Source organism: Aliiroseovarius halocynthiae, assembly GCF_007004645.1.
Classification (GTDB): Bacteria; Pseudomonadota; Alphaproteobacteria; order Rhodobacterales; family Rhodobacteraceae; genus Aliiroseovarius; species Aliiroseovarius halocynthiae.
In genome coordinates this window covers 52,965-77,244 of the sequence record NZ_ML660026.1, presented here as the reverse complement: position 1 = coordinate 77,244, position 24,280 = coordinate 52,965, and the positions used below count along the sequence as shown (strand labels likewise).

Below are 24,280 nucleotides of genomic sequence, written 5' to 3'. Positions count from 1 at the left end.
CGACGCACGCGTCCGGCAGGGGCTTGCGTCTATGTGGGTTCGTGCCAACATGTTGGACATGCAGAGGACAAATCCCCGTTCTCTGCAATGGTTTGTCGAAACCATTACCCTTCCCCTTCTTCTACCCGGTTCAGTGCTTTTGCATCTGAACCGGGCCTTTTTTCCCGCATTGATAGGGGTTGGCGTCTGGCGCGACACCGCTCTCCGCGAAAAAACGCCTTGGGAAGGGCGCGAATTCAGGGCACAATGACTGCAACAACAACACTCTTAGAAAGAGGCAGTCAGACATGCAGTACAGAAAGCTCATCACAGGTGCGTTCGTCCTTGCCGTATTGGCGGGATGCCAGTGGAATGACCTTCAGCGCGCCGGAGTTGGCGCAGCCACAGGTGCAGTGGTTGCACAAGCAACCAGTGGCAACCTTCTTACCGGAGCGGTCATCGGTGCGGGCGTTGGTGCGCTGTGCGACGACGTTGGCGTCGGCATCTGCAACTGATCTGAATTTCTTCGCTTCCGCCCTGCGCGGGACCTCATCACAGAATCGGCCTGCTGCGACCACCCGGTCCGGCGGGCTTTTCTATGTCAATCAGCATGGCACCGGCCGGTGTCGTGCCCTCACATGAACCGAAAGGACAGGACATGTTCAACAAGATCCTGATTGCGAACCGGGGCGAGATCGCTTGCCGCGTGATCAAGACCGCCCGCAAAATGGGCATCAAAACGGTGGCGATCTATTCGGATGCAGATCGCAACGCGCTTCATGTGAAAATGGCGGACGAGGCCGTACATATCGGCCCGCCCCCGGCAAACCAGTCATATATCGTCATCGATAAGGTGATGCAGGCGATCAAGGATTCGGGTGCCGAAGCTGTGCACCCCGGTTATGGGTTCCTGTCCGAGAACTCGAAATTTGCCGAGGCACTGGAAGATGCTGGCGTCGCGTTTGTCGGACCGCCCAAAGGTGCGATCGTGTCGATGGGGGACAAGATCACCTCGAAGAAAATCGCACAGGACGCCAATGTGTCGACTGTTCCGGGGTACATGGGCCTGATCGAGGACGCGGATGAAGCTGTAAAGATCTCGAACGAAATCGGCTATCCAGTCATGATTAAAGCCTCGGCCGGTGGCGGCGGTAAAGGTATGCGGATCGCGTGGAACGATGAAGAAGCCCGCGAAGGCTTTCAATCGTCCAAGAACGAAGCCGCCAACAGCTTTGGCGACGACCGTATCTTCATCGAGAAATTCGTCACCCAGCCGCGTCACATTGAAATTCAGGTTCTGTGCGACGCGCATGGCAACGGCATCTACCTGAACGAACGCGAATGCTCGATCCAGCGTCGGAACCAGAAAGTTGTGGAAGAAGCCCCGTCGCCCTTCCTGGATGAAGCCACCCGCAAAGCCATGGGCGAACAGTCGGTCGCGCTGGCCAAAGCCGTGGGCTATACCTCGGCCGGTACGGTGGAGTTCATCGTCGATGGCGACAAGAATTTCTATTTCCTGGAAATGAACACCCGCTTGCAGGTGGAACATCCAGTGACCGAGCTGATCACCGGTGTCGACCTTGTGGAACAGATGATCCGTGTCGCCAATGGCGAGCCGCTGTCGATCACGCAGGACGATGTGGGGATCAATGGCTGGTCCATCGAAAACCGCGTTTATGCGGAAGATCCTTACCGCAATTTCCTGCCGTCGATTGGTCGTCTGACCCGCTATCGCCCTCCGGCAGAAGTTGCGGCTGGCCCGATGCAGACCAACGGAAAGTGGGCCGACGAAGCGATCGAAGGCTCGGATTATGCAGTTCGCAACGATACCGGCGTCTTTGAAGGCGGCGAAATTTCGATGTATTACGACCCGATGATCGCCAAGCTGTGTACTTGGGCGCCGACCCGCGACGAAGCGATCGAAGCCATGCGCAATGCGCTTGATGGGTTCGAGCTGGAAGGCATCGGTCACAACCTGCCCTTCGTGTCGGCTGTGATGGATCACCCGATCTTTATTAAAGGCGAGATGACCACCGCATTCATCGAAGAACAGTATCCCGAGGGGTTCGACGGCGTTGAGCTGGGTAAAGACGCCCTGAAACGTATCGCGGCCTCGGCAGCGGCTATGTACCGCGTCGCGGAAATCCGTCGCACTCGTATCTCGGGCCGCATGGATAACCACGAACGCAAAGTGGGCAAAAACTGGGTTGTGACCCTTCAGGGCGAGGAATTCGCCGTGAAGGTTAAGGCCGACAAGAAAGGCTCGACCATCAAGTTCGAAGACGGCACAAAGCTGCGCGTTTCCTCGGACTGGACGCCGGGTGACAGCCTTGCAACGCTGGATGTGGATGGCGCCCCGTTGGTGCTGAAGGTCGACAAGATCAGTTCGGGCTTCCGCATGCGCTCGCGCGGTGCGGATCTGAAGGTGAACGTGCGCACGCCGCGTCAGGCCGAACTTGCCCGCCTGATGCCGGCAAAACTGCCGCCGGATACGTCGAAAATGCTGCTGTGCCCGATGCCCGGTCTGGTGGTGAAAGTTGACGCAGAAGTCGGCCAAGAGGTGCAAGAAGGCCAGGCGCTTTGCACCATTGAGGCGATGAAGATGGAAAATATCTTGCGTGCCGAGAAAAAGGGTGTTGTCTCCAAGGTCAATGCAGGCGCAGGCGATAGCCTTGCCGTTGACGAAGTGATCATGGAGTTCGAATAAAATGCGAGACGCCACCATGTTGCCCCGCATGTCGGGACAGCTGACAGTGTTGTCGGTGCTGATCAGCGTGGTGGCTTTCGCGCTCTATCAGGGTGTTGCTCTGTTCCGAGTGGGTGTTTTCGAATACCCGCTCGATGACGTTTACATCCACCTCGCGGTTGCTGAACAGATCGCCGCTGGTGGATATGGCGTAAATCCGGGCGAGTTTACCTCGCCCGCGTCATCGCCGATTTACCCGTTTTTGCTGACAGCCTTTGCAGGCACTGCCGCCCAAACGTGGCTTCCATTGTTCTGGAACACACTCTCCTTGTTGCTTGGGGCCGCGCTTTGGGCGCGGATCGTGTCAAATACTGATGCGTCTCGGGGCTGGATGCTGGCTTTCGCAGCCCTTGGCCCGCTTGCTTTCAACTTTGCTGGCGCGGCTATGGTCGGCATGGAACACAGTCTGCACATTCTGGCGAGCCTCGCCGTTTTGCGCGGACTTCAGATCCAGATGGACGAGGGTCGTATCAGCTGGCTGTTGGTAGCTGGCATGGTGCTGGGGCCAATGGTGCGGTTCGAAGGTCTTGCAGTGACCGGAGGAGGCGCATTGGCGTTGCTTGTGATGGGGCGCTGGGCCGTTGGTGTGATGCTCTTCTCTGGTGCCGCAGCACTTGCCGCAGGCTTCATGATATTCTTAATAACGTTGGGCCTTGAACCACTCCCAAATTCGGTCATGGCGAAGCTGGCTGGCGCTGGAAACGAGCGGTTCTCGTTTGCGGCACTGCCGCTAAAAGCGCTGGCTCAACTGTCCATGTCGAACAAAGCCGTCGTGCTTCTTGTTGCGCTTTTTGTTGCGGTTACTCTATTGTTTTCACACGGCAGCGCGCGTCGGGGCGCAGTGCGTGCATTGTTGCTGGCAGCTGTGTTCACAGGCTTTGGCCATCTGATCCTTGGTCAATTCGGTTGGTTTGAACGCTACGAGCTTTATGCGATGGCGTTTACCATGGGCCTTCTTATGCTTGTGGCGCTGGGCGAAAGAAACCTTCAAACACACCGCGTCTTGCTTGTGATCGGGTTCGGATTCCTTGCCGTAACCTATGGGAACTGGATGCTGAGATACGGCACTAACGGTCCCAACGCGATCTATTCGTCGCACGGGAACATGGGGCGTTTCGTAAAGGATGTGTATCAGAAACCTGTGGCGGTTAATGATCTTGGCTTTGTTGCATGGGCAAATCCTAACTATGTGTTGGATCTGTGGGGCTTGGCGTCTTACGAGGCATTGCTGACCCGGCTGGATGATCCATATCCGGGCTGGGCGGCCGATCTGGTGGAGGCAAAAGGGATCGAGCTTGCCATCATCTATGAACACTGGATTGACGAGGGCTTGGGAGAGAACTGGGTTAAGGTAGGTACGCTGAGCTTCACCGGCGGCACGGCGTTTCTGGGTGGTTTCCATGTGGGATTCTTTGCAACTACCCCAGAAGCGGCTGATAAGATTCGCGCGCAATTGACCCTCTTCGCACCGCAAGTGCAAGGTAATGCAACCCTAACTGTGCATGACGCGGAGCTGGAATGAGCTTTTTGCGCCATATCCCATTGGCCGCGGTTACTAGCCTTGCAGTGCTTTCAGGTTGTAACCTGCATCGCGAAGCTTCATTGCGGGGCGCGCTCGAGCGATATTTTACGCTAGGGGATACACTGTCGTTTAACAGCAAGTTGACCTGCACCGCTGCTGTATTCCGCGCCGCGCTGAATGATGTCAAACCCGACATGCCGCTGGCGTCGACCAGCACCGAGGCACAGGAACTTTTCCGGGATTCAGGTAAGGCCGCATTGCGCGTCGATGGGCAGACACCTCACGCTCTTACGGACAAAATGTTGGCCACCGAAGACGGCGCGTTTGGGCGGCAGGCTTTGGCTGCCGCTGCGCTGGTCGGGAGGTGCTTGTCGGATGCGGACAGTCAGGACTTCTTTCGCGCGCTGACGCGGCCCGGTGCAACGATTGCTTATGATACTGGGGTGCAGGGGGTCATGGTCCTCGATCCTCTTGAACGAAAACTCTTTTTTGCTGCCGGAGATCCCCTGTGACCCGCGGCCCAGAACCAGCCAGCGCCCCTGCGCGCGCCAAGACGAAAAGGACGACAAGATGACCGACACAAAGAACTGGAAGGAACTGGCCGAGAAGGAACTGCGTGGCCGTGCCTTGGATGATCTGACGTGGAACACGTTGGAAGGCATCGACGTCAAACCGCTTTATACGGCCGACGACACGGCGGATCTGGACCATATGGGCACGCTGCCCGGCTTTGGCCCCTTCACCCGTGGTGTGAAGGCCACGATGTATGCTGGCCGTCCGTGGACGATCCGTCAGTATGCGGGGTTCTCGACCGCCGAGGAATCCAACGCCTTCTACCGCCGCAATCTGGCGGCTGGCCAGCAGGGCGTTTCGGTCGCTTTCGACCTTGCTACGCACCGGGGCTATGACAGCGACCACCCGCGTGTGATGGGCGATGTTGGTAAGGCCGGCGTGGCGATCGACAGTGTCGAAGACATGAAAATCCTGTTCGACGGTATTCCGCTGGACAAGGTCTCGGTCTCGATGACCATGAACGGCGCGGTGATCCCGATCCTTGCGAACTTCATCGTGGCGGGCGAAGAGCAGGGGCATGACAAGTCGCTGCTGGCGGGCACAATTCAGAACGACATTCTGAAAGAGTTCATGGTGCGCAACACCTATATCTATCCGCCTGAGCCGTCGATGAAGATCATCTCGGACATCATCGAGTACACCTCGAACGAGATGCCGAAATTCAACTCGATCTCGATTTCCGGCTATCACATGCAGGAAGCCGGCGCGAACCTTGTGCAGGAGCTTGCCTATACGCTGGCAGATGGTCGCGAATATGTGCGTGCCGCCATCGAGGCCGGCATGGATGTCGACAAATTCGCTGGTCGCCTATCGTTTTTCTTCGCCATCGGCATGAACTTCTTCATGGAAGCCGCGAAACTGCGTGCCGCCCGAACCCTGTGGCACCGCGTGATGACCGAGTTCGGCGCGAAGTCCGAGCGCTCCAAAATGCTGCGCACCCATTGCCAGACCTCGGGCGTGTCGTTGCAGGAACAGGATCCTTATAACAATGTGATCCGCACCGCGTACGAAGCCATGTCCGCAGCTCTTGGTGGCACCCAGTCGCTGCACACCAACGCGCTGGACGAGGCGATTGCGCTGCCCACTGACTTCTCGGCCCGTATCGCGCGGAATACCCAGATCATCCTGCAAGAAGAAACTGGCGTGACCAACGTGGTCGATCCACTGGCGGGATCCTATTACGTGGAAAGCATGACCGACGAGCTGATCAACAAAGCGTGGGAGCTGATGGAAGAGGTCGAAAGCATGGGGGGGATGACCAAAGCGGTCGCCTCGGGCATGCCGAAACTGCGGATTGAGGAATCAGCAGCCAAACGTCAGGCCATGATCGACAAAGGTGACGAAGTCATCGTTGGTGTGAACAAGTACAAGCTGGCCGAAGAAGATCAGATCGACATTCTGGACGTGGACAACATGGCCGTACGCGACAGCCAGATTGCCCGCCTTGAAAACATCCGCGCAACCCGCGACGCAGCTGCATGCGAGGCCGCATTGGCCGAGCTGACCCGACGTGCAAAAGAAGGTGGAAACCTTCTGGAAGCCGCAGTCGAAGCTGCCCGCGCCCGCGCATCCGTAGGAGAGATTTCCATGGCTATGGAAGATGAATTCGGCCGCCACCGCGCCGAAGTGAAAACGCTGGCTGGCGTCTATGGCGCTGCCTACGAAGGCGACGAAGGTTTTGCCGCCATTCAGAAATCGGTCGAAGACTTCGCCGAGGCCGAAGGCCGCCGCCCGCGTATGTTGGTGGTGAAGATGGGGCAGGACGGTCACGACCGTGGCGCCAAGGTCATCGCGACGGCCTTTGCGGATATCGGCTTTGACGTGGACGTAGGTCCGCTGTTCCAAACGCCTGATGAAGCCGCGCAGGACGCGATCGACAATGACGTGCACATTGTCGGAATCTCTTCGCAGGCAGCCGGTCACAAGACGCTGGCCCCGCAACTGGTGCAGGCTTTGAAAGAGCAAGGCGCCGAGGATATCATCGTGATCTGCGGCGGCGTGATCCCGCAGCAGGACTATGACTTCCTGTACGAAAATGGCGTGAAAGCCATCTTCGGCCCCGGCACCAACATCCCCGAAGCGGCTCAGGATATCCTGAAACTGGTGCGCGAAGCCCGCGGGTAAACAGACCGCACAAAAGTGGGAACCGGTTTTGTGCTCCTCGGGCCTGTGACATAAATCAGGCCAAAAACACTTGCGGCTGGCGGCGTTTCCCGCCAGCCTTATCCCAGACCATCAGGGGGGCGAAATGGCTCTGGGCGAAGTTGATCATCTTGTAGTGTCCTCCGCGACCCTGTCAGAGGGCATCGCGTTTATCGAGGACCTGCTTGGGGTGTCCATGTCGGAGGGAGGAGACCACCCGCTCATGGGCACCCACAACGCACTTTTGTCCCTTGGTCCAGCCACATATCTTGAAGTCATTGCCATCAATCCTGAAGCGGATGCGCCGGATCATGCACGGTGGTTTGATCTGGATTACTTCACCGGTCCTGCGCGGCTGACCAACTGGGCATTGCGGGTGCCAAACCTGCATCAAGCGCTTCAGCGTGCACCGGAAGGGTCGGGCGACGAATTACACTTATCGCGTGGAGATCTGCGTTGGGACATGGCCGTTCCCGCGGATGGGCGGCTTCCCTTCGCAGGGTGCGCGCCGGGGCTTCTGTCTTGGAATGGCGATATGCCCGCACCGCGCCTGCCTGATCACGGATTGCGACTGGCCGCACTGGAAATCACGCATCCTGAAGCCGAGGCGTTGGCAGTGGCCCTGCGCCCGCTGGTCGAGGACACGCGCATATCCCTGCATTCCGGGGATCCGGGGATCACGGCTTGGATCGACACACCAGCCGGGCTTGTGCAGCTGTGATCATCCGCGCGGCAACCATCTTGGATGCGCGAGCCATCCAAGCGCTTTGGAACCTTGCGATCCGCGAGACGTTGATCACCTTCAACTCGATCGAAAAGTCGCGTGAGGACGTCGAGCAGGCGATCGAATCTTCGAAAGCCATGCTGGTGGCAGAAGTTGGTGGGACAGTGATCGGCTATGCCAGTTTCGACCAGTTTCGTGGTGGTGCCGGATACGCCCGCACAGCGGAACACTCTATCATGCTGTCACCCAGGGCACGGGGTCGCGGGGCGGGCCGCGCGTTGATGCAGCGGATCGAGGACGAGGCCCGCACACAGGGATTTCATTCCATGATTGCGGGGGTTTCCGGCTCGAACCCGCTGGGCGAACCATTCCATGCCGCCATTGGATACGTCACCGTTGGAACGATCCCACAGGCTGGGCGGAAGTTCGATCAGTGGCATGACCTTGTCCTGATGCAGAAAATCCTGTGACCCGGTGGTGAAAGGCGCTAACACTGCCGGTATGTCTATTTGGTCCCGCATTTCCGACGCGCTTTCGGCGCTTGCCAAGGGCGACAGCCTGTCCGACGTTTTTTCGCAGCTGCGCACGCCGCCAGAACGTTCGGCCGGTTTTGCGATTGCGGTGATTGCGCTGGGTGCCAAGATGGCCAAGGCAGATGGGTTGGTGACGCGTGACGAGGTATCCGCCTTTCGCGAAGTGTTCACCATTCCGCAATCCGAGGAAAAGAATGCAGCGCGTCTGTTCAACCTCGCACGTACGGACGTCGCTGGGTTCGAACTTTACGCCCAGCGGGTTGCTGCCATGTTTGGTCCCGATGATCCGGCCCTTTGTGACTTGATGGAGGGGCTGTTCCACATCGCAATAGCTGATGGCGAATACCATCCCGGCGAAAACGCCTTTCTTGAAGAAGTCTCGACCATATTTGGGATGTCAGAGGATAAATTCGCGGCGCTTCGTTCGCGCATGGTGCCGGATGAGCATCCTGATCCCTATCAGGTCTTGGGTGTCGCCCGCGCCGCGCCGATGGACGAGATCCGCAAAATCTGGCGTCAGGAAGTGCGTGAAAGCCACCCTGACCGCATGATTGCCCGTGGTGTCCCCGAAGAGGCTGTGAAACTGGCCGAGAAACGTTTGATTGCAGTCAACCGCGCGTGGGAAGAGATCAACGCGGGCCAAGGTTAGGGCAGGCGCATGCGCACTGCGACGTATAATGTCGAGTGGTTCAACAGTCTATTTGATGACAAGGGTAATCCGCTTATCGACGAAGGCTGGTCGGGGCGCCAGAACGTGACACGTGCTGCCCAGTGGAACGCTGTGGGCAAAGTGTTTCAGGACATGGACGCGGACGCGGTGATGATCATTGAGGCACCCGACGAGAACCGCAAACGCAAAACCCTTCCCGCGCTCGAGCATTTTGCCAAGCATTTCGAGTTGCGCGCGCGCGCTGCGTTGATCGGCTTTAGCAGCGATACACAGCAGGAAATCGCGTTGCTCTATGATCCTGATGTGGTCAGCGCACGTCATGACCCAGTAGGGGCAATTAACATCGAAGACGGCTATGCCGCGCCGCGCTTTGACAGCAGTTTTCAGCTGGATCTGAATACGGATGCGGCACTTGATACGGTTGTCTTCTCAAAGCCGCCGCTTGAGGTCGCACTGACCCATCGTAAAAGCGGCAAAGATCTGCGTCTGATCGGCGTACACGCGAAATCTAAGGCGCCACACGGCGCGCGGGGTGCAGCCGAAGTCATGCGAGTCGCGATTGAAAACCGCCGCAAACAGATGGCGCAATGTATCTGGATACGCCGTCGTGTGGATGAACATCTGGGTGTGGGTGAACCCCTGATCGTTCTAGGAGATTTCAACGATGGTCCGGGATTAGATGAATACGAAAAGCTTTTTGGGCGATCTGGAGTCGAAATCGTATTAGGGGAAGGAAACGCCCCCTGTATGTACGATCCGCATGCCCGTATGGCCTTGTCGCAGCGCACAGGCGCGCGACCCACGACCTCTCGCTTCTATATTGCTAGGGAAAAGCGGTATCTTCAGGCGCTTCTGGATTATGTTATGGTGTCGCCTGATCTGCTTGAGACCAAGCCCAAATGGCGCATCTGGCACCCGTTTGACGATCCTGGCTGCTATCATGACATGGCCCTGCGCGAGGCGCTTTTGACAGCATCTGACCATTTCCCTGTTTCGATGGATCTAAAACTCTGACCTTCACATCCTGCGATGAGCACCTACATTTACACCATGAAACAGCTTGCGATCACCTCTGCCCTTGCCCTGCTTTTGGCCAGTACCGGCGTGCAGGCACAGGACAACACACCGTCGGACAATCCCGAACTTAGCGAAGGGGCTGAGCTTTTAAACCGCGGGTTCCAGCTGCTGCTGGAAGGGTTGGCCAACGAGATAGAGCCACTTGCAGAAGAATGGTCGGATGGCTGGGCTGATATGGTCGAGAAATTCGGCGATATGCAGACCTATCATCCGCCGGAAGTCTTGCCAAACGGTGATATCATCATCCGCCGCCGGACCCCACTGGATCCAGCTGGCCCGGGTGAGACCGACATTTAATCCGACCTAGCGTTTCTTCTTCACGATGGGGGTTGCGTCCAGCGCCTCGGCCAACGTCTGAAAACGCGCCTCGGCCACTTCGCCAAACAGTCCGTCAGCCTCTTTTTTCAGATACAACACCAATTCGCGTTTCTTAGGGAACCAGCGCAGTTCGGCCATGCGCGCCGGATCTTCAACCGAGAACATGGCCCCGAACCGCATGGCCTTGCCCAGCACTTCGGCGCGGGCCAGCATCTTTTCGGACAGGATCTCGAACAGCGGGGCAAAATGTGAACCCTCGCGGCTGTTTTTGTAACGATGCAGCAGGGCAAGCCCAAGGAACACACGCTGTTCGTGTGTCAGCCCGCCCAAATTGGCGCGGGTGGCGTTGTCAAAACAGACCTCGTGCCGGTAATCGGGGTGGGCGCGCCAACTGACGTCATGCAGCAGGCAGGCCGCGCGGATGATGCGCAGATCTTCGGGCTTCAACGATTTATAGAGCGGCGTCAGAAACCGAAACAGCGCCTTGCCAAATCCCGGATTTCGCGCGTCTTTCTTTTCCGCATGATAGCACGCCTCGATCAGCGGGTCGCGCTTGCGCAACCGGTCGGGCATCTGTTCATACAGCAGCCCTTCGCGAATTCCGTACGAACTGACCGCGATTTCTTTCGGGCGGAAAACATGCATCAGGCGCTTTAGGACAAGCGCTGCAATCGGCACCAGCGCCATACGGGCAGCGGATGTGCCGGTGCGTTGGCGTATCTCGTCCAAATCGACGTCTTCAATCCATTTCAATGTCTTGGCCAGCGATTTTGGCGTCATCCGATATTCATGCAGAACGGTCAGAGGATAGCCGCGCCGCTCCATGTCCAACCGCGCAATGGCACGCCATGATCCGCCCACAAGGAACAGACGTTTGTGATCAGTGCCCATTTCGCGGGCCAGATCGTCGACCACGCGGGCGATTTCGGCCTTCAGCCCCTTTTTACCACCGGGAACGCCGGCCAACTTCAGCGGGCCAAGGGGCGAGGTCACGCGCTTTCCGACCTCTCCGTCACGAATATCGGCCAGTTCCAGAGACGAGCCGCCAATATCGCACATCAGCCCCTGCGCTTCGGGCCAGCCCAACAGCACACCTTGGGCAGACAGGCGGGCCTCTTCTTCGCCGTCGATGACGTAAAGCTCCAACCCGGTTTCGCGCAGCACTTGTTCGCGGAATTCTGGTCCATCTTCGGCATCGCGAACGGCGGCGGTGGCCACGGCGGACAGGGGACCAAGGTCCATGCCATCGGCAAGGCGTTGAAAACGTTTGATCGCAGCTAGTGCGCGTGTGCGCCCTTCTGGGTGCAGGCGTCCGGTTTCGGTGATGCCGCGGCCCAGACCACACAGGATTTTTTCATTGAAGAAGTATGCGGGCGATCGCGCGGCGCCATCAAACACCACCAAACGGACCGAGTTCGATCCCACATCCACCACGCCTACGCGGCTAAGTCTGCGGGCCGACGGATCATCGAACAGAGGTCGTCCAAACGGGCCCCAGTCGTCCCCCGTATCGCCTCGTCCGTCCATAGAATCCCCCTGTCTCAGTACGGATACATTAACGGCGTGCCCGACATAGCTCAATCTTCTGAATGCGTTAGTTCCGGCACATCTGATGCGCCTGCAGATCCACGCCCGGACAGGGATGGATTTTCCATAAAGAAGCGGTGGCAATTGAAGGGGCGGTCAATTGTAGAAAGATCGGCGCGGGAAAATTTGCCGTCCGGGCCCATCACCCAGCTCTGCGCCACATCCGCAAGGTTGGCGGCCATGATCTGGCTGACAATCTGGGCCTTCACGGTGGCGTTCTTGATCTCGACCAGCGTTTCCACGCGGCGGTTCAGGTTGCGCCCCATCCAGTCGGCGGACGACATGTAAACACGCGCCTTTTTCGAGGGCAGCCCGTGCCCGTTGCCGAAGCAGACGATGCGAGAATGCTCAAGGAACCGGCCCACAATGGATTTCACGCGGATGTTCTCGGACAGGCCTTCGATGCCGGGGCGCAGCCCGCAGATGCCGCGCACCACAAGGCTGATTTTTACCCCCGCCTGCGATGCGGCATAGAGCGCATCAATCACATCAGGTTCAACCAGCGAGTTCATCTTGGCCCAGATCTGGGCGGGCTTGCCTGCCTTTGCGAACTCGGCTTCGTTCTTGATCCGTTTGATCAGGGTCGACTTCAGATCGAGCGGCGAAATCGCAAGGTTCTCAAGGCTTTGTGGTTCGGCATAACCGGATAGGTAATTGAAGACCCGTGTGGCGTCGCGGCCAAGCGCCGTGTCACAGGTAAACAGGCTGAGGTCGGTGTAAATCCGTGCGGTGATCGGGTGATAGTTCCCAGTGCCATAGTGGGTATAGGTGACCAGCTCGTCCCCTTCGCGCCGTACTACGGTCGAGATCTTGGCATGGGTTTTATAGTTGATGAAACCATAGGTCACATGCGCACCCGCGCGTTCCAATCGTCGCGACTGTCGGATGTTGGCAGCTTCGTCAAACCGGGCTTTCAGTTCGACCAGTGCAGTGACGGACTTGCCATCCTCGGCAGCTTCACACAGTGCCTTGACGATCGGGCTGTCATGGGACGTGCGATAAAGCGTCTGCTTGATCGCCACCACATTGGGGTCACGCGCAGCCTGATGCAGGAAGCGGACCACCATGTCGAAGGTCTCGTACGGGTGGTGCAGCAGCATGTCTTTCTGTCGGATCGCCGCGAACATGTCGCCTTCGTGATCCTGTACGCGTTCGGGCACGCGGGGGGTGAAGCTGGGCCACAGAAGGTCAGACCGGTCATTCAACACCAGCTCGCTTAGATCCGCCATCCCGATCATGCCTGTAGCCTCGACAATTTCGTGGCCCGAGATGTTAAGCTCGCGTTTGATCATCGACAGAAGGGCAGGTGGCGCCCCCGAGGTGATTTTCAGGCGGACGACTTCGCCCCGGCGACGGCGTTTCAGAGCTGTCTCGAACTCGCGCACCAGATCTTCGGCTTCGTCTTCTACTTCAAGATCGCTGTCACGTAAGATGCGGAATGCGCAGTGGCCTTTTTCCACGTAGCCCGGGAAAAGCTGGCCCAGATGTTCCAGCAGCAGATCTTCCAACGGTAGGAAGCGGAACTGGCCGTCTTCGGCGGGCAGGGCAACGAAGCGGTCGATCTGATGCGGGATCGGAAGTAGCGCCTTTAGCTTCTGTTTGTCCTTGGTGCGTTCCAGCTGCAGCGCCAGCGAGAAACCGGTGTTTGGGATGAATGGGAACGGGTGGGCCGGATCGATGGCCAAGGGCGACAACACCGGGAAGACTTGCGTCAGAAAAACATGATCAAGATGTGCGCGATCAGCATCTGTCAGGTCATCACGTCGGGCGATGATGATGCCCTCTTTCCGCATTTCGCCCGACAGCTCTTCGAAAACAGATTGTTGGCGTGCCATCAGCGCGCGCGCATCGGCATCAATCAGCTTCAATTGATCGGGCGGCGACAGCCCATCGGCTGCTGGGGTCGAGACCCCTTCGCGCACCAATTCGCGCAACCCGGCCACGCGCACGGTATAGAATTCGTCAAGGTTCGCGGCCGAGATCGACAGGAACCGCAGACGCTCTAACAGTGGGACGCGGGAATTCTCGGCCTCTTCAAGGACGCGCCAGTTGAAGCCAAGCCAGCTTAGCTCGCGGTTGAAGAACCGTTTTGTACCGGCAAAGGTTTCGGCAGGCAGGGCGACTGCGGGCGGGAACTCTGCTGACAGGAAATCAGCAAGCGGAAGATCAGGTGTCTTGGGCGTATTCATGACGGCACTCTATCGCGGGAAAGTGTGACGGGAAGGTGACGTTATGCCCTGATTTACTCTGAATTGTCCAGAACACGTGCCGCCAGCGTTCGGGTAAGCGCGCGGCCTTCGGACAAGGCGGCCTGATCAAGAACGGACACAACACGCGAAGCTTCGGCAAGCGAGCGCTCCATCCGGGGCAAAAGATAGTCGATCAGGTTCAACGGCACGGTAATTTGGCGGTCGTGGAACAGTTTGACCAGCACGGCGGATAACAGCATATCGTCGGGCGGGTCCAGACGCGCCAGTGTAGTACCCTCCATTCGGCTGCGCAGATCTGGCAACGTAAGCCCCCAGCGCGATGGGGCGGTACGCGCTGTGAGCAGCAAAGCCCCCCCTTCAGCCAGCACCAGATTATGCAGGTGGAATAGCGCGTTTTCTGCATCAGCCTGACCTGCGATTTGGTCGGCATCCTCAAGCGCAATGGATCGGCCTGCCAAATCTTCAACTCGCGTCTGGGGCAGGTCACGCGCCGGTATGATCTGTGCCCCGGTCAATCCGGCCCACACATGGGTCAGATGAGTTTTCCCCGTGCCTTCGTCCCCGACCAGTACAAGCTTGCTGTTGGGCCAGTTTTCCCAGCTTTCGATCGTTGCCATGGCATTGGCATTTGATGGCGTGACAAGAAAGTCGTCCAGCCCCTGCGCAGGCCGCGCAGGCAAATCGAAGGTCAGCTGTTCGGCCATTACTTCGTTACGTCCTCGTCCAGCGCAGCGTCGCGCCCAGCGACGCCCTGATATAGCCGCCCGGTCTGGTATTTCGCGATAAAGAACCGCGCCACAACCCCGATGGAGGCCGCAACCGGAACCGCCACCAGCATACCGACAAACCCAAAAAGCGACCCAAAGACGGACAGAGCAAACATCAACCAAACAGGATGCAGTCCGACCGAGCTGCCCACCAGTTTGGGCGTCAGGATGTTGCCCTCAAAGAATTGGCCCAACGCGAAGATGATGACCACTGCGCCAAGGCTCCACCATTCGCCCCAGAACTGGAACAGGCCCAGACCGATGGCCAATGCGCCCCCCACCAAGGCCCCCACATATGGGATGAAGGTAATCAGGCCGGCGATGAAGCCGACCACAAGGCCAAAGTTTAGGCCGACCACCATCAGGGCGACCGCATAATATGTGCCCAGAACAATGCAGACCGTGCCCTGGCCGCGAATGAAACTGGCCAATGTACGATCAATGTTGTGGGCGATTTCGCGAATGGCTGGGCGATGATCCAGCGGCAAAAGCTGATCAATCCGTGCGACCATGTGGTCCCAGTCCAGCAGCAGATAGAAGGCCACCACGGGAGTCACCACCAGCAAGATCACAATGTTGATCACGCTCATCGCGGATGACAGCAAAGTGCCCACCAGCTCGCCCCCGCGTTCTTGAATTTTCTGACCCAGACTTTCCAACGACTGGCGAATGGTCGAGCTTTCATCCATCAGCGACGGGAACCGCTCGGTCAGGAATGTCTGAAGTTCGCGCAATAGATCAGGGGCAGCATTGGCCAAAGCTATGGCTTGCGAGACCAACGAGGGGATAACCAACAAGAAGCCAAGGATCACAATCAGCATCGCGATAAGCGAGATGACGACCGTCGCGGCAACTCGCGACAGTCCCGCCCTTTCCAGCCGATCTGCCACCGGGTCCAGGAAATACGCAATCGCGCCTCCTAGGATGAAGGGCATGATAACATCGCCTAGGAACCACAAGGCCAAGGCGATAATGGCAATTGCGATGGACCAATACTTGGCCTGAGTTTGAACGGGAAGCGGCATAAGGGCTCCGATAAATGAACTTTCATCTATGTCGCCCAAGCCAGCGGGTATTTCAAGGGCAGGCGCAAATCGAGTTTTTGTTCTCATCGGCAGTTTTTCGCACCATTTTCAGGAAACTGCTTGCGCCCGGGACGTTGCTGCGGCTCAAATGCGGTCGTTAGACCTTGGAAGGACATTTTATGATGAAGCCAGCGATTGCTGCGGTTGCCGTCTTATGCTTGCTTGCGGCATGTGAAGGGCATCAATACGAGCCGAGAGAGCCGGGTGTGACAGTCTCGGGCCAGGCCGGCGTTGGCATTAAATATGAGAACGGCAAGACAACGCCGCATTCCAAGACGAAAGTCTCTGTCAGCTTGGGTGGTTCAATCTAGCCAGCGGCCTCATTCAAGCCTTTCCTGCAATCATGAGCGGCGCTTGAAGTGTTGCCTGTAGTATTTCAGGCTGGGCGGTGTCAGGTCGTCGTAGATGGAAACTTCGAATGGTTGCTAGGGACGGGTGATAATTTGTCGCCAGTTGTTCCGGAGAGCCTTCTTCCGGTCGCAAATAAGATCTCGGAAAGGCTGGACGCGACGCGCAAGGTTAGCCAAGTATCATTGAAGTATCAAATACAGGCTGCTCAGAGCTCCCAAAGTTGAAACGCCTTTGACATGCCCAATCGAGAAGATAAGCCCAATCACGAGGCAGACCAAAATTTGCCCCGGTGTAATCTGGCGCTTTTCCCGGACGGCCCCGGTCAGGTATCCGACCATCATTAACACCGAAAATCCAAAGATCTGGACGCTGACAAAGCGGCCCCAGTCAACGGCCACAAAAAAGAGTGGAAGCAGTGCTGCGCCAGATAACGCAGTCGCCAAAGCAACAGTGCGGGCAATGTGATGTTGCAGCACGAAGATAATGGGTGCGAGAAGCGCTAAGCCCATTAATAGTGCAATGTCCGGCAAGGCTTCTGTGTTCAAGAACTTATCCGCGACTTTCTTCAAGCCGTGAGAGCTGTCTTTGTCTAAATAGGAAATCGCGCCCTCGCAGATCGCGGGGTGAATCCCACGTTGTGTCAGCGCATCGCAGATTGGGTCGGTCGAGCTGATCTGAGCGTGGCTGAGGGCAGAGAACAACGCATGCCCGCACAATATGATCACGGTCGATCCAAGGACCACAACAGACGATTGTGTGGGGAAGCGCGCCCGTCCGATCCACAGAACGGATAGGAAAAGCGGAGCCATTAGGACGTTGATAATATGCCCCCACGCGCCGGCGGCAAGGATCACCCCCCAAGTGCTGCCGGAACAAACTGACCGCGGGCGACGCCAATTCCCGCGAATAACACCGCCAGGACGCCGATGATCTCTTTTCGAAGCGCGCCCTGTATGTCGCCAGCCCAGAAAAGAAAGATCATTGCCGGCGTACTGATCAACAACAGAGTTGCAGACCAAGCTCCGACAGCGCTGGAAATGCGCCAAAACAGCACAGGAATGCTGATTGTAATCACGGCTTGGAAGAAGGCTGCGGTCCAAACCGGAGATAGCCCCAATGCGTCTGAAAACAGAATGATCCAACGGCCAAACGCACCGCGGCGAACTGCGCCATTCAGATCATGTATCAGCCAGTCCCCTTGGTGCCATTTGTCCCCACCGTTCACCACGTCTGAGGCAAGGCCCATCAGCACAATCATTGTGCTGACGAGCAAAACGATGCCAACACCTGCCTTAGGCAGAGTTTCCGATCGGGTTCCAGCATCAGTTTGGAGCATACATGTGACCTTCCAAGTGGCTCTAAATGCGGATAAACGATTGTAGGTCACAAGTGCAACCGCAGGAAAAATTGCACTATGCAGCGTTTTCCCGTAACTCGCTTCTTAAACATGAAATAAGAGGTCCTAATGCGCCTGACTCGCTATTTCCTTCCGGTCTTGAAAGAGACCCCCGCCGATGCTCAAATCGTTAGCCACCGCTTTATGCTGCGGGCCGGTATGATCAAACAGCAAGCCGCCGGGATTTATACGTGGCTGCCGCTTGGCTTCAAAGTCCTGCGCAAGATCGAAAACATCGTGCACGAAGAACAGATCCGCGCGGGTCACATTCCGATGCAGATGGCGACGATCCAACCCGCCGACCTGTGGCGTGAAAGTGGTCGTTATGACGACTACGGCGAAGAAATGCTGCGCATCGAAGATCGCCACGGGCGCGACATGCTGTATGGTCCCACCAATGAAGAGGTCATCACCGACGTCTTCCGCTCGAATGTGTCGAGCTATAAGGACCTGCCGCTGACCCTCTATCAAATCCAGTGGAAATTCCGGGATGAAATCCGCCCGCGTTTCGGCGTGATGCGAGGCCGCGAGTTCTATATGAAGGACGGCTATAACTTCGACCTGACCAAAGAAGATGCGTTGCACGCTTATAACCGCCATCTGGTCAGCTATCTGCGTACCTACGAGCGTATGGGCCTGCAGGCCATCCCGATGCGCGCCGATGGTGGCCCGATTGGTGGCGACTATACGCACGAATTCCTTGTGCTAGCCGAAACCGGCGAGTCGGAAGTGTTCTATGACAGCGCCGTCACCGACCTGACTTTCGGCGATCGTGCGATCGACTATGATGACGTGGCGCAGTGTCAAGGCGTGCTCGAGGAATTCACATCGAAATACGCGCGCACCGACGAGACCCATGACGAAGCGCTGTTCAATGACGTCCCCGAGGATCGCCGCCGCGTTGCGCGTGGAATCGAAGTTGGCCAAATCTTCTATTTCGGCACAAAGTACTCGGAAGCCATGAACGCCAAGGTGATCGACAGCGAACAGAAGCAGGTGCCGGTCCACATGGGCTCGCACGGGATTGGCGTCAGCCGACTGCTGGGCGCGATCATCGAAGCGTCGCATGATGACAACGGCATCATCTGGCCCGAAGGTGTGACCCCGTTCCACTGTGGCATCGTGAACCTGAAACAGGGCGACGAGGCTGCGGATGAGGCATGCGAGGCGCTTTATAAGGCGCTGACCAATGCGGGTCTTGAACCGCTGTATGATGACCGCAAGGAACGTGCTGGCGGCAAGTTCGCGACGATGGATCTGATCGGTCTGCCGTGGCGCATCACCGTGGGCCCGCGCGGGCTGAAAAATGGTGTGGTTGAAGTCACCAGCCGCCGAACCGGCGAAAGTGAAGAGATGACGCCAGAAGCGGCAATTGCCAAGATCATCGAGATCTACGAACCGCATCGCGTGACTGGTCTGTAAATCAAGAAAGCCCTCGGGACACCGGGGGCTTTTTTCTTGGGCGGGGACCAAGTCGCGAAATGGCCCCTTTGACGTGGGAAGCCGCCCTAAGATAGACTGGGTCAAAACGCAAAAGCGAAAGAGCAGACCATGATCCGAACATTGGCCATGATAGGTGGCTTGGCTGGCGCCGTGGCGCTCAGCCAGTTCCCTGAATTCACGCAGCAATACGTGCAGCGCCTGTCCGGTGCCCGAACCGAGTTGAAAGTGATCACCACCGGGTTTGACCTGACGGCGAAGGCGGCAGGGTACTCCCGTGACGAAGCGCTGGACAAGATGAGCGGATCGGATTTCCAAAATGATCTGCGCGACCAGATGCAGGACAATTTTAACCGATACGACCGACTGGACGCGTCCTATGCGGCGCTTAAGGGAACCGAGCCTTTGATGCGTTTGACCAAGCTTTGGCATTTCCGCGATGCGGATCTGGTTGAACGCACCTGGAATGATTACCGACCGGCCGTACCCGTGACGGCGGACGGGATTCTGTGTGCGGGGATCGGCTATGTGGGTGGGTGGCTGATCGTGTCGCTGCTGTTGGGCGCATTTCTGCGCCCGTTCCGCAAGCTGGCTTAGAAGTTATAGTTCACGCCCAGTTTGAATGTGTGGAATAGCGGTGTTGCCAGGGTGGTGTTCCCGAAGGAATCCGTCAGTTCATCCTTGCCGAAATTGGTGTACTCATATTCACCAGTGACCGTCAAACGATCCGAAATTGGGCGTTCGAACCCCAGACCCAGGATATAGCCATTGGTCGAATAGGTTTCGTTGAAGGCCACAGGGCCCTGGATAGGGTTCCCTGCAACGACATAGTCGAACTCGGCACGGGAAAAGCCCACAGTGCCATATACGAAGGAATTGAAAACCTTCCAGACACTACCCGCTTTGAGACGAAGCGACATTGCGTGATTTAACTCGGTGTAGGCACCGGAGTTACCGTTGACAAAGGCATCCTCAACCGGGCCAGCTTCGTAAGAAAGCTCGGGGCCGAAAACGAACTGCGCGAGTTGCCAGCGATACCCGGCACGCAGACCTGCCATTTTCCCGCCTATGTGAAGATTTCCAAGGCCAAACCCGGCCCCTGAACGCGATGTGATCCCAATCCGATCATCGCCGGGAAGTACATATCCAAGCGTGGCACCAACATAAGCGCCCTGCCATGGATGAGGGTCTTCATATGGGATGACCTCGACAGGTGCTTCAACAGTCGGGTCTTGCAGGTTTCCCGCTTGTGCTGCTCCTGAAATAATGAGCGAGGAGAGGGCGGTGAAAATGCTGGCAGCTTTCATCATAGGTAACACTCGTGTTCAAACGCAGAATATGGATTGTCCTTTTTTAACTACAAAATGTTGCAGTGGGAAATAATAATTTTGCCATATCTGGTGTGGCACCACTAACACGCGCTTTGCGGGTGTTATTGTCCCGAACCCATACGCAAAGGTGGATCTGAAGGGGGATTGTTCAGCCAATACGAAAACCGCCCGCCAAATACTTGCGGGCGATCTGATTTCCTTTGGTAGGAGCGGCTATGCCTTCGTCGGTGTGACACGATTCACGTGCCCCATTTTGCGCCCCGGCTTGACCTCGGCTTTGCCGTAAAGGTGCAGCGATGCGTTTCCTTCACGCGCAATTTCCGGCACGCGGTCCATGTTATCGCCGATCAGGTTTTCCATCACGACATCTGCAAAACGTGACCCGTCGCCCAACGGCCATCCCGCGACGGCACGGATATGCTGTTCGAATTGGTCGATGGTGCAGCCCTGCTGGGTCCAGTGTCCCGAATTGTGCACACGCGGGGCGATCTCGTTCACGATCAAACCTTTCGGCGTGACGAACAGTTCGACGCCCATGACGCCCACATAGTCAAGTGCATTCAGGATGTTTGCCGCCATCAGTACCGCATCCATCCGGTGCGAGGCGGTCAGGTTTGCGGGCACGGTCGTTGTGTCGAGGATGCCATCTTTGTGGACGTTCTCGCCGGGATCAAAACAGGCAACATCTCCGCCAATGCCGCGTGCGGCGATCACACTGATCTCGTGGCTGAAATTCACAAAGCCCTCGAGTACGGCGGGGGCGCCCTGCATGTCAGTCAGTGCCGGGGCTGCATCACCGTCGGATTTTAGCCGCGCCTGTCCTTTGCCGTCATAGCCAAAGCGGCGCGTCTTCAGGATTGAAGGTGTGCCGATCTGTGCGACCGCGGCATCCATGTCCTGAGCGCTTTCTACATTCGCATAGGGCGCGACTTTCAGACCCAAGCCGGACAGGAAGTCCTTCTCGGTCAGGCGATCCTGACTGACGCGCAGCGCCTCGCGACCGGGACGGATCGGCTTGTGGTCCTCCAGCACGTCCAGCGCTTCAGTGGGGATGTTCTCGAATTCATAGGTGATCACGTCGACCGAGGCCGCGAAGGCTTCCAGCGCAGCGATGTCGTCATAGCCAGCGGTGGTCACGCGATCGGCGACCTGACCTGCGGGCGGGTTGGCACCCGGTTCAAAGATGTGCGTTTTGAAGCCAAGGCGCGAGGCCGCGACCGACAGCATTCGGCCCAGCTGACCGCCGCCAAGAATGCCAATGGTAGCGCCTGTGGTCAGCATATCAGTCATCCGAGGGCTCATCCGGGATCGAGGCCGAGAGCGCGTCACGCCACGCATCCAACCGGGTTGCAAGATCAGCGTCCGACACGGCCAGAATGCCAGCGGCCATCAGGCCGGCATTGGCCGCCCCAGCAGCGCCGATGGCCATGGTGGCGACCGGAAAGCCCTTGGGCATCTGTACGATGGAATACAGGCTGTCGACACCAGACAATGCGCGTGTTTGTACTGGCACGCCCACAACGGGCACACGGGTTTTCGACGCCATCATGCCGGGCAGATGCGCCGCTCCGCCAGCGCCCGCAATGATCACGTGCAACCCACGATCAGCGGCGGTCTTGCCATAGTCCCACAGACGGTCAGGGGTGCGGTGCGCGGACACGATCTTGGCCTCATACGCGATGCCCAGTTCGTCCAATACCGTGGCGGCTTCCTTCATCGTGGGCCAGTCCGACTGGCTGCCCATGATGATCCCGACTTTCACATCCGTCATATGATCCTCGCATCCCCTAGGAAAGTTGGCGCATCCTTACAGGTTCGCGGGGCAATGATGCAATCAGGCAATGATATCCGGGGTCAATTTGTCTTCGATCCGGGCGATTTTGTCCTTCAAAGACAGCTTTTGCTTTTTCAGGCGCCGCAGACGCAGCTGATCCGCCCGCCCGCTTTCTTCAAGCGCGTGGATGGCTTCGTCCAGATCCCGATGTTCTGCGCGGAAGACCTCAAGCTCCACACGGAGCACGTCGTCGGTCTTCATTTCTTGGGCATTGCTCATTTTCGAGTCATTCTGCTGAGTGGTCGCCTGATCATAACGTCAGGCGGGGGCAATCTCCAAGTAAAAGCCGCCTTGCAACTGGTTGTCGTGGCTCCCATATTCAATCCGTGGCAGCCTTTGGGGGCCAATTGCAACGTGTCGCTTATTCAAGGACGTGTCGATGACGAAAGTAAGCTTGGGAACGCATCCGTTCCTTCTGGGGTTTGAACAGCTGGAACGCATGGTCGAGCAGGCCGCGAAATCTGGCAAAGATGGCTATCCCCCGTTTAATATCGAACAAGTGTCAGACAAGGCCTATCGGATTACTTTGGCCGTGGCCGGGTTCGCGGATGACGATCTGTCGATCACGGTCGAGAACGCGAAGTTGGTGATCCGCGGATCTCAAGGTGACACAGGCGAAGGCCGGGTTTTCCTGCATCGGGGCATCGCTGCCCGCCAGTTCATGAAAAGCTTCGTGCTGGCCGATGGGGTCGAGGTGGTTGGCGCCAAGACTGAAAACGGGTTGCTGCATATTGATCTTGAGCGGGCTGAGCCGGAAACCGTGGTTCAGACGATCACGATCAACAAAGTATAAAGCCCGCGTTCAGACGAATTTGACCTGCCATCCGCAATTGTCACAGAATCATGCTATTCTTCCAGAAGTTGATTTCAGGAGGACTTTGCCATGGCCCGTGCGAATATGCGTGATCTAAGCTTTGCGACGATCAATCTTTTCAACCTTCAGGTCCCCGGCGGGATTACCTATTCTAACCAGCCGCATATCGAAGATGATGACGAAGGGCGCGCCTATTACCAGCGCAAAATCCGATGGACCGCCGCGCGCCTGAAAGAGGTCGACGCCGAGGTCATCGCCTTTCAGGAGCTCTGGTCGGTTCTGGCCTTGCGCGAATGTTTTGCCGAGGCTGGGTTGACCAACGACTATGACCTTGTCGCGCGGGACGCGCCGGGGCGGGGGCGGCCTCAGGTCGCGTTGGCGGTGCGTAAAGATCGGCATGGCAACTCTCAGCTGGCGCAAGGCGGCTGGCATGCGGATTTCCCGCCGCAGTTCCGCTTCGACAAGGTGCGCGAGACGGCAGGCGCTGAAGAAGAGATCACCATCACCATCAATAAATTCTCGCGGCCCTTGCTGATCGCAAAGATTCACCCAGAAGGAAACAACCCGACGCCGCCCGAAGTCACCATCGTTGTGGCGCATCTGAAATCTAAGGGACCGGCCCGCGTGTCCTTTGCGCAGCCGCAACCGATCATTCTGCAACACCACGCTAAACACGCGAAATCCACGCTGGCGCATATGCGCCGCGTGATGGAGGCCGGCGCGCTTCGCGTGCTTCTGGACGGCTGGATGAAGTCCGAGGACGAAAACGACATCTCGCCCACCATCGTGATGGGCGATCTGAACGATGACACGATGTCCGTGACGAACGAGCTGATATCTGATCAACCCACCTATCGCGTGGTGCAGAAAAGCCGGGCAGGGCTGTCCGCTGACAAAGGGCTGTATTCCGTCGAGCGGCTTCAACAATACCGCTCGATGCGGCATGTCTATTACACCCATGTCTACAAGCATAAGCGCGAGAGTCTTGACCATATTTTGGTTAGCGAGGAGTTTTATGACCACTCGCGCAAACGCCTTTGGTCCTTCCGCGAGATGGAAGTGATCAACGACCACCTGAACCGCGAAGATTTCGAAGAAGAACTGGGCGCGTCAGACCACGGGATCGTCAAAGCCTATTTCGACTGGAACCCAATGCCGGATGGGTTGAGCGGTTAGCGGGG

The 24,280-nt window shown here is 57.5% G+C and carries 25 protein-coding genes; 15 read left to right on the top strand and 10 right to left on the bottom strand.

Going from position 1 to position 24,280, the window contains the following annotated elements:
- Positions 1 to 287: 287 nt before the first annotated feature.
- From FIL88_RS14955 to FIL88_RS14910, 10 genes are all read left to right on the top strand, one after another.
- Positions 288 to 494 (top strand): hypothetical protein, encoded by a 207-nt coding sequence (locus FIL88_RS14955; protein WP_142854687.1) that lies wholly within the window; start codon positions 288 to 290, stop codon positions 492 to 494.
- A gap of 143 nt (positions 495 to 637) precedes the next feature.
- Entirely contained in the window at positions 638 to 2,686 is a 2,049-nt protein-coding gene (locus tag FIL88_RS14950; protein WP_142854686.1) for an acetyl-CoA carboxylase biotin carboxylase subunit, read from the top strand.
- Position 2,687: 1 nt separating this feature from the next.
- Entirely contained in the window at positions 2,688 to 4,247 is a 1,560-nt protein-coding gene (locus FIL88_RS14945) for a hypothetical protein (RefSeq protein ID WP_142854685.1), read from the top strand.
- Positions 4,244 to 4,759, top strand: coding sequence for a hypothetical protein (locus tag FIL88_RS14940; RefSeq protein WP_142854684.1), 516 nt, complete (start codon positions 4,244 to 4,246; stop codon positions 4,757 to 4,759). The genes FIL88_RS14945 and FIL88_RS14940 overlap by 4 nt, the downstream gene beginning before the upstream one ends.
- Before the next feature lie 58 nt (positions 4,760 to 4,817).
- Entirely contained in the window at positions 4,818 to 6,944 is a 2,127-nt protein-coding gene (gene scpA / locus FIL88_RS14935) for a methylmalonyl-CoA mutase (RefSeq protein ID WP_142854683.1), read from the top strand.
- A 124-nt stretch (positions 6,945 to 7,068) separates the two neighbouring features.
- Positions 7,069 to 7,683: a VOC family protein gene (locus tag FIL88_RS14930; protein WP_246066742.1), complete on the top strand. Its 615-nt coding sequence runs from the start codon at positions 7,069 to 7,071 to the stop codon at positions 7,681 to 7,683.
- Entirely contained in the window at positions 7,647 to 8,156 is a 510-nt protein-coding gene (locus tag FIL88_RS14925) for a GNAT family N-acetyltransferase (protein ID WP_407642370.1), read from the top strand. The genes FIL88_RS14930 and FIL88_RS14925 overlap by 37 nt, the downstream gene beginning before the upstream one ends.
- Before the next feature lie 31 nt (positions 8,157 to 8,187).
- Positions 8,188 to 8,868 carry a molecular chaperone DjiA gene (locus FIL88_RS14920; protein WP_142854682.1) on the top strand — a complete coding sequence of 227 codons (681 nt, stop codon included), beginning with the start codon at positions 8,188 to 8,190 and terminating at the stop codon, positions 8,866 to 8,868.
- 9 nt (positions 8,869 to 8,877) lie between these two features.
- Positions 8,878 to 9,903, top strand: a complete 1,026-nt coding sequence (locus FIL88_RS14915) for an endonuclease/exonuclease/phosphatase family protein (RefSeq protein WP_142854681.1) — start codon at positions 8,878 to 8,880, stop codon at positions 9,901 to 9,903.
- A 15-nt stretch (positions 9,904 to 9,918) separates the two neighbouring features.
- Positions 9,919 to 10,263 (top strand): AAA+ family ATPase, encoded by a 345-nt coding sequence (locus tag FIL88_RS14910; protein ID WP_246066741.1) that lies wholly within the window; start codon positions 9,919 to 9,921, stop codon positions 10,261 to 10,263.
- A 6-nt stretch (positions 10,264 to 10,269) separates the two neighbouring features.
- On the opposite strand, the gene FIL88_RS14905 is transcribed toward FIL88_RS14910, so the two are convergent.
- The 4 genes from FIL88_RS14905 to FIL88_RS14890 are packed head-to-tail and all read right to left on the bottom strand — an operon-like array spanning position 10,270 to position 15,873.
- Positions 10,270 to 11,811 carry a Ppx/GppA family phosphatase gene (locus FIL88_RS14905; RefSeq protein ID WP_142854680.1) on the bottom strand — a complete coding sequence of 514 codons (1,542 nt, stop codon included), beginning with the start codon at positions 11,809 to 11,811 and terminating at the stop codon, positions 10,270 to 10,272.
- 50 nt (positions 11,812 to 11,861) lie between these two features.
- A complete protein-coding gene (locus FIL88_RS14900; protein ID WP_142854679.1) occupies positions 11,862 to 14,060 on the bottom strand; it encodes an RNA degradosome polyphosphate kinase in 2,199 nt (732 codons plus the stop codon).
- 53 nt (positions 14,061 to 14,113) lie between these two features.
- Complete coding sequence (locus tag FIL88_RS14895; RefSeq protein WP_142854678.1) at positions 14,114 to 14,785, bottom strand: P-loop NTPase family protein; 672 nt, start codon at positions 14,783 to 14,785, stop codon at positions 14,114 to 14,116.
- Positions 14,785 to 15,873, bottom strand: a complete 1,089-nt coding sequence (locus FIL88_RS14890) for an AI-2E family transporter (RefSeq protein WP_142854677.1) — start codon at positions 15,871 to 15,873, stop codon at positions 14,785 to 14,787. The genes FIL88_RS14895 and FIL88_RS14890 overlap by 1 nt, the downstream gene beginning before the upstream one ends.
- A gap of 179 nt (positions 15,874 to 16,052) precedes the next feature.
- Between FIL88_RS14890 and FIL88_RS16755 the strand changes: the two genes are divergently transcribed.
- Positions 16,053 to 16,244: a hypothetical protein gene (locus tag FIL88_RS16755; RefSeq protein WP_221931164.1), complete on the top strand. Its 192-nt coding sequence runs from the start codon at positions 16,053 to 16,055 to the stop codon at positions 16,242 to 16,244.
- 219 nt (positions 16,245 to 16,463) lie between these two features.
- Here FIL88_RS16755 and FIL88_RS14885 read toward each other — a convergent pair whose 3' ends face one another.
- Positions 16,464 to 17,093 carry a hypothetical protein gene (locus tag FIL88_RS14885; RefSeq protein WP_185960972.1) on the bottom strand — a complete coding sequence of 210 codons (630 nt, stop codon included), beginning with the start codon at positions 17,091 to 17,093 and terminating at the stop codon, positions 16,464 to 16,466.
- A gap of 41 nt (positions 17,094 to 17,134) precedes the next feature.
- A complete protein-coding gene (locus tag FIL88_RS14880; RefSeq protein WP_142854675.1) occupies positions 17,135 to 17,620 on the bottom strand; it encodes a hypothetical protein in 486 nt (161 codons plus the stop codon).
- 129 nt (positions 17,621 to 17,749) lie between these two features.
- On the opposite strand from FIL88_RS14880, the gene proS reads away from it, so the two are divergent.
- Complete coding sequence (gene proS / locus FIL88_RS14875; protein WP_142854674.1) at positions 17,750 to 19,102, top strand: proline--tRNA ligase; 1,353 nt, start codon at positions 17,750 to 17,752, stop codon at positions 19,100 to 19,102.
- Between the two features lie 129 nt (positions 19,103 to 19,231).
- Positions 19,232 to 19,717, top strand: coding sequence for a DUF2937 family protein (locus FIL88_RS14870; protein WP_142854673.1), 486 nt, complete (start codon positions 19,232 to 19,234; stop codon positions 19,715 to 19,717).
- On the opposite strand, the gene FIL88_RS14865 is transcribed toward FIL88_RS14870, so the two are convergent.
- From FIL88_RS14865 to FIL88_RS14850, 4 genes are all read right to left on the bottom strand, one after another.
- Complete coding sequence (locus tag FIL88_RS14865) at positions 19,714 to 20,430, bottom strand: outer membrane protein (protein ID WP_142854672.1); 717 nt, start codon at positions 20,428 to 20,430, stop codon at positions 19,714 to 19,716. The genes FIL88_RS14870 and FIL88_RS14865 overlap by 4 nt on opposite strands.
- A gap of 234 nt (positions 20,431 to 20,664) precedes the next feature.
- Complete coding sequence (locus tag FIL88_RS14860; RefSeq protein ID WP_142854670.1) at positions 20,665 to 21,741, bottom strand: 5-(carboxyamino)imidazole ribonucleotide synthase; 1,077 nt, start codon at positions 21,739 to 21,741, stop codon at positions 20,665 to 20,667.
- Positions 21,734 to 22,222, bottom strand: coding sequence for a 5-(carboxyamino)imidazole ribonucleotide mutase (purE, locus tag FIL88_RS14855; protein ID WP_142854668.1), 489 nt, complete (start codon positions 22,220 to 22,222; stop codon positions 21,734 to 21,736). Before purE ends, FIL88_RS14860 begins: the two co-directional genes overlap by 8 nt.
- A gap of 63 nt (positions 22,223 to 22,285) precedes the next feature.
- Positions 22,286 to 22,486: a YdcH family protein gene (locus tag FIL88_RS14850; protein ID WP_246066740.1), complete on the bottom strand. Its 201-nt coding sequence runs from the start codon at positions 22,484 to 22,486 to the stop codon at positions 22,286 to 22,288.
- 178 nt (positions 22,487 to 22,664) lie between these two features.
- Here FIL88_RS14850 and FIL88_RS14845 point away from each other — a divergent pair, with 178 nt between their 5' ends.
- Both FIL88_RS14845 and FIL88_RS14840 read left to right on the top strand, forming a co-directional pair.
- On the top strand, positions 22,665 to 23,078 hold the full coding sequence (locus FIL88_RS14845) for an Hsp20 family protein (RefSeq protein ID WP_142854664.1): 414 nt from the start codon (positions 22,665 to 22,667) through the stop codon (positions 23,076 to 23,078).
- 90 nt (positions 23,079 to 23,168) lie between these two features.
- On the top strand, positions 23,169 to 24,275 hold the full coding sequence (locus tag FIL88_RS14840; RefSeq protein ID WP_142854663.1) for an endonuclease/exonuclease/phosphatase family protein: 1,107 nt from the start codon (positions 23,169 to 23,171) through the stop codon (positions 24,273 to 24,275).
- The last annotated feature ends 5 nt before the right edge of the window (positions 24,276 to 24,280 follow it).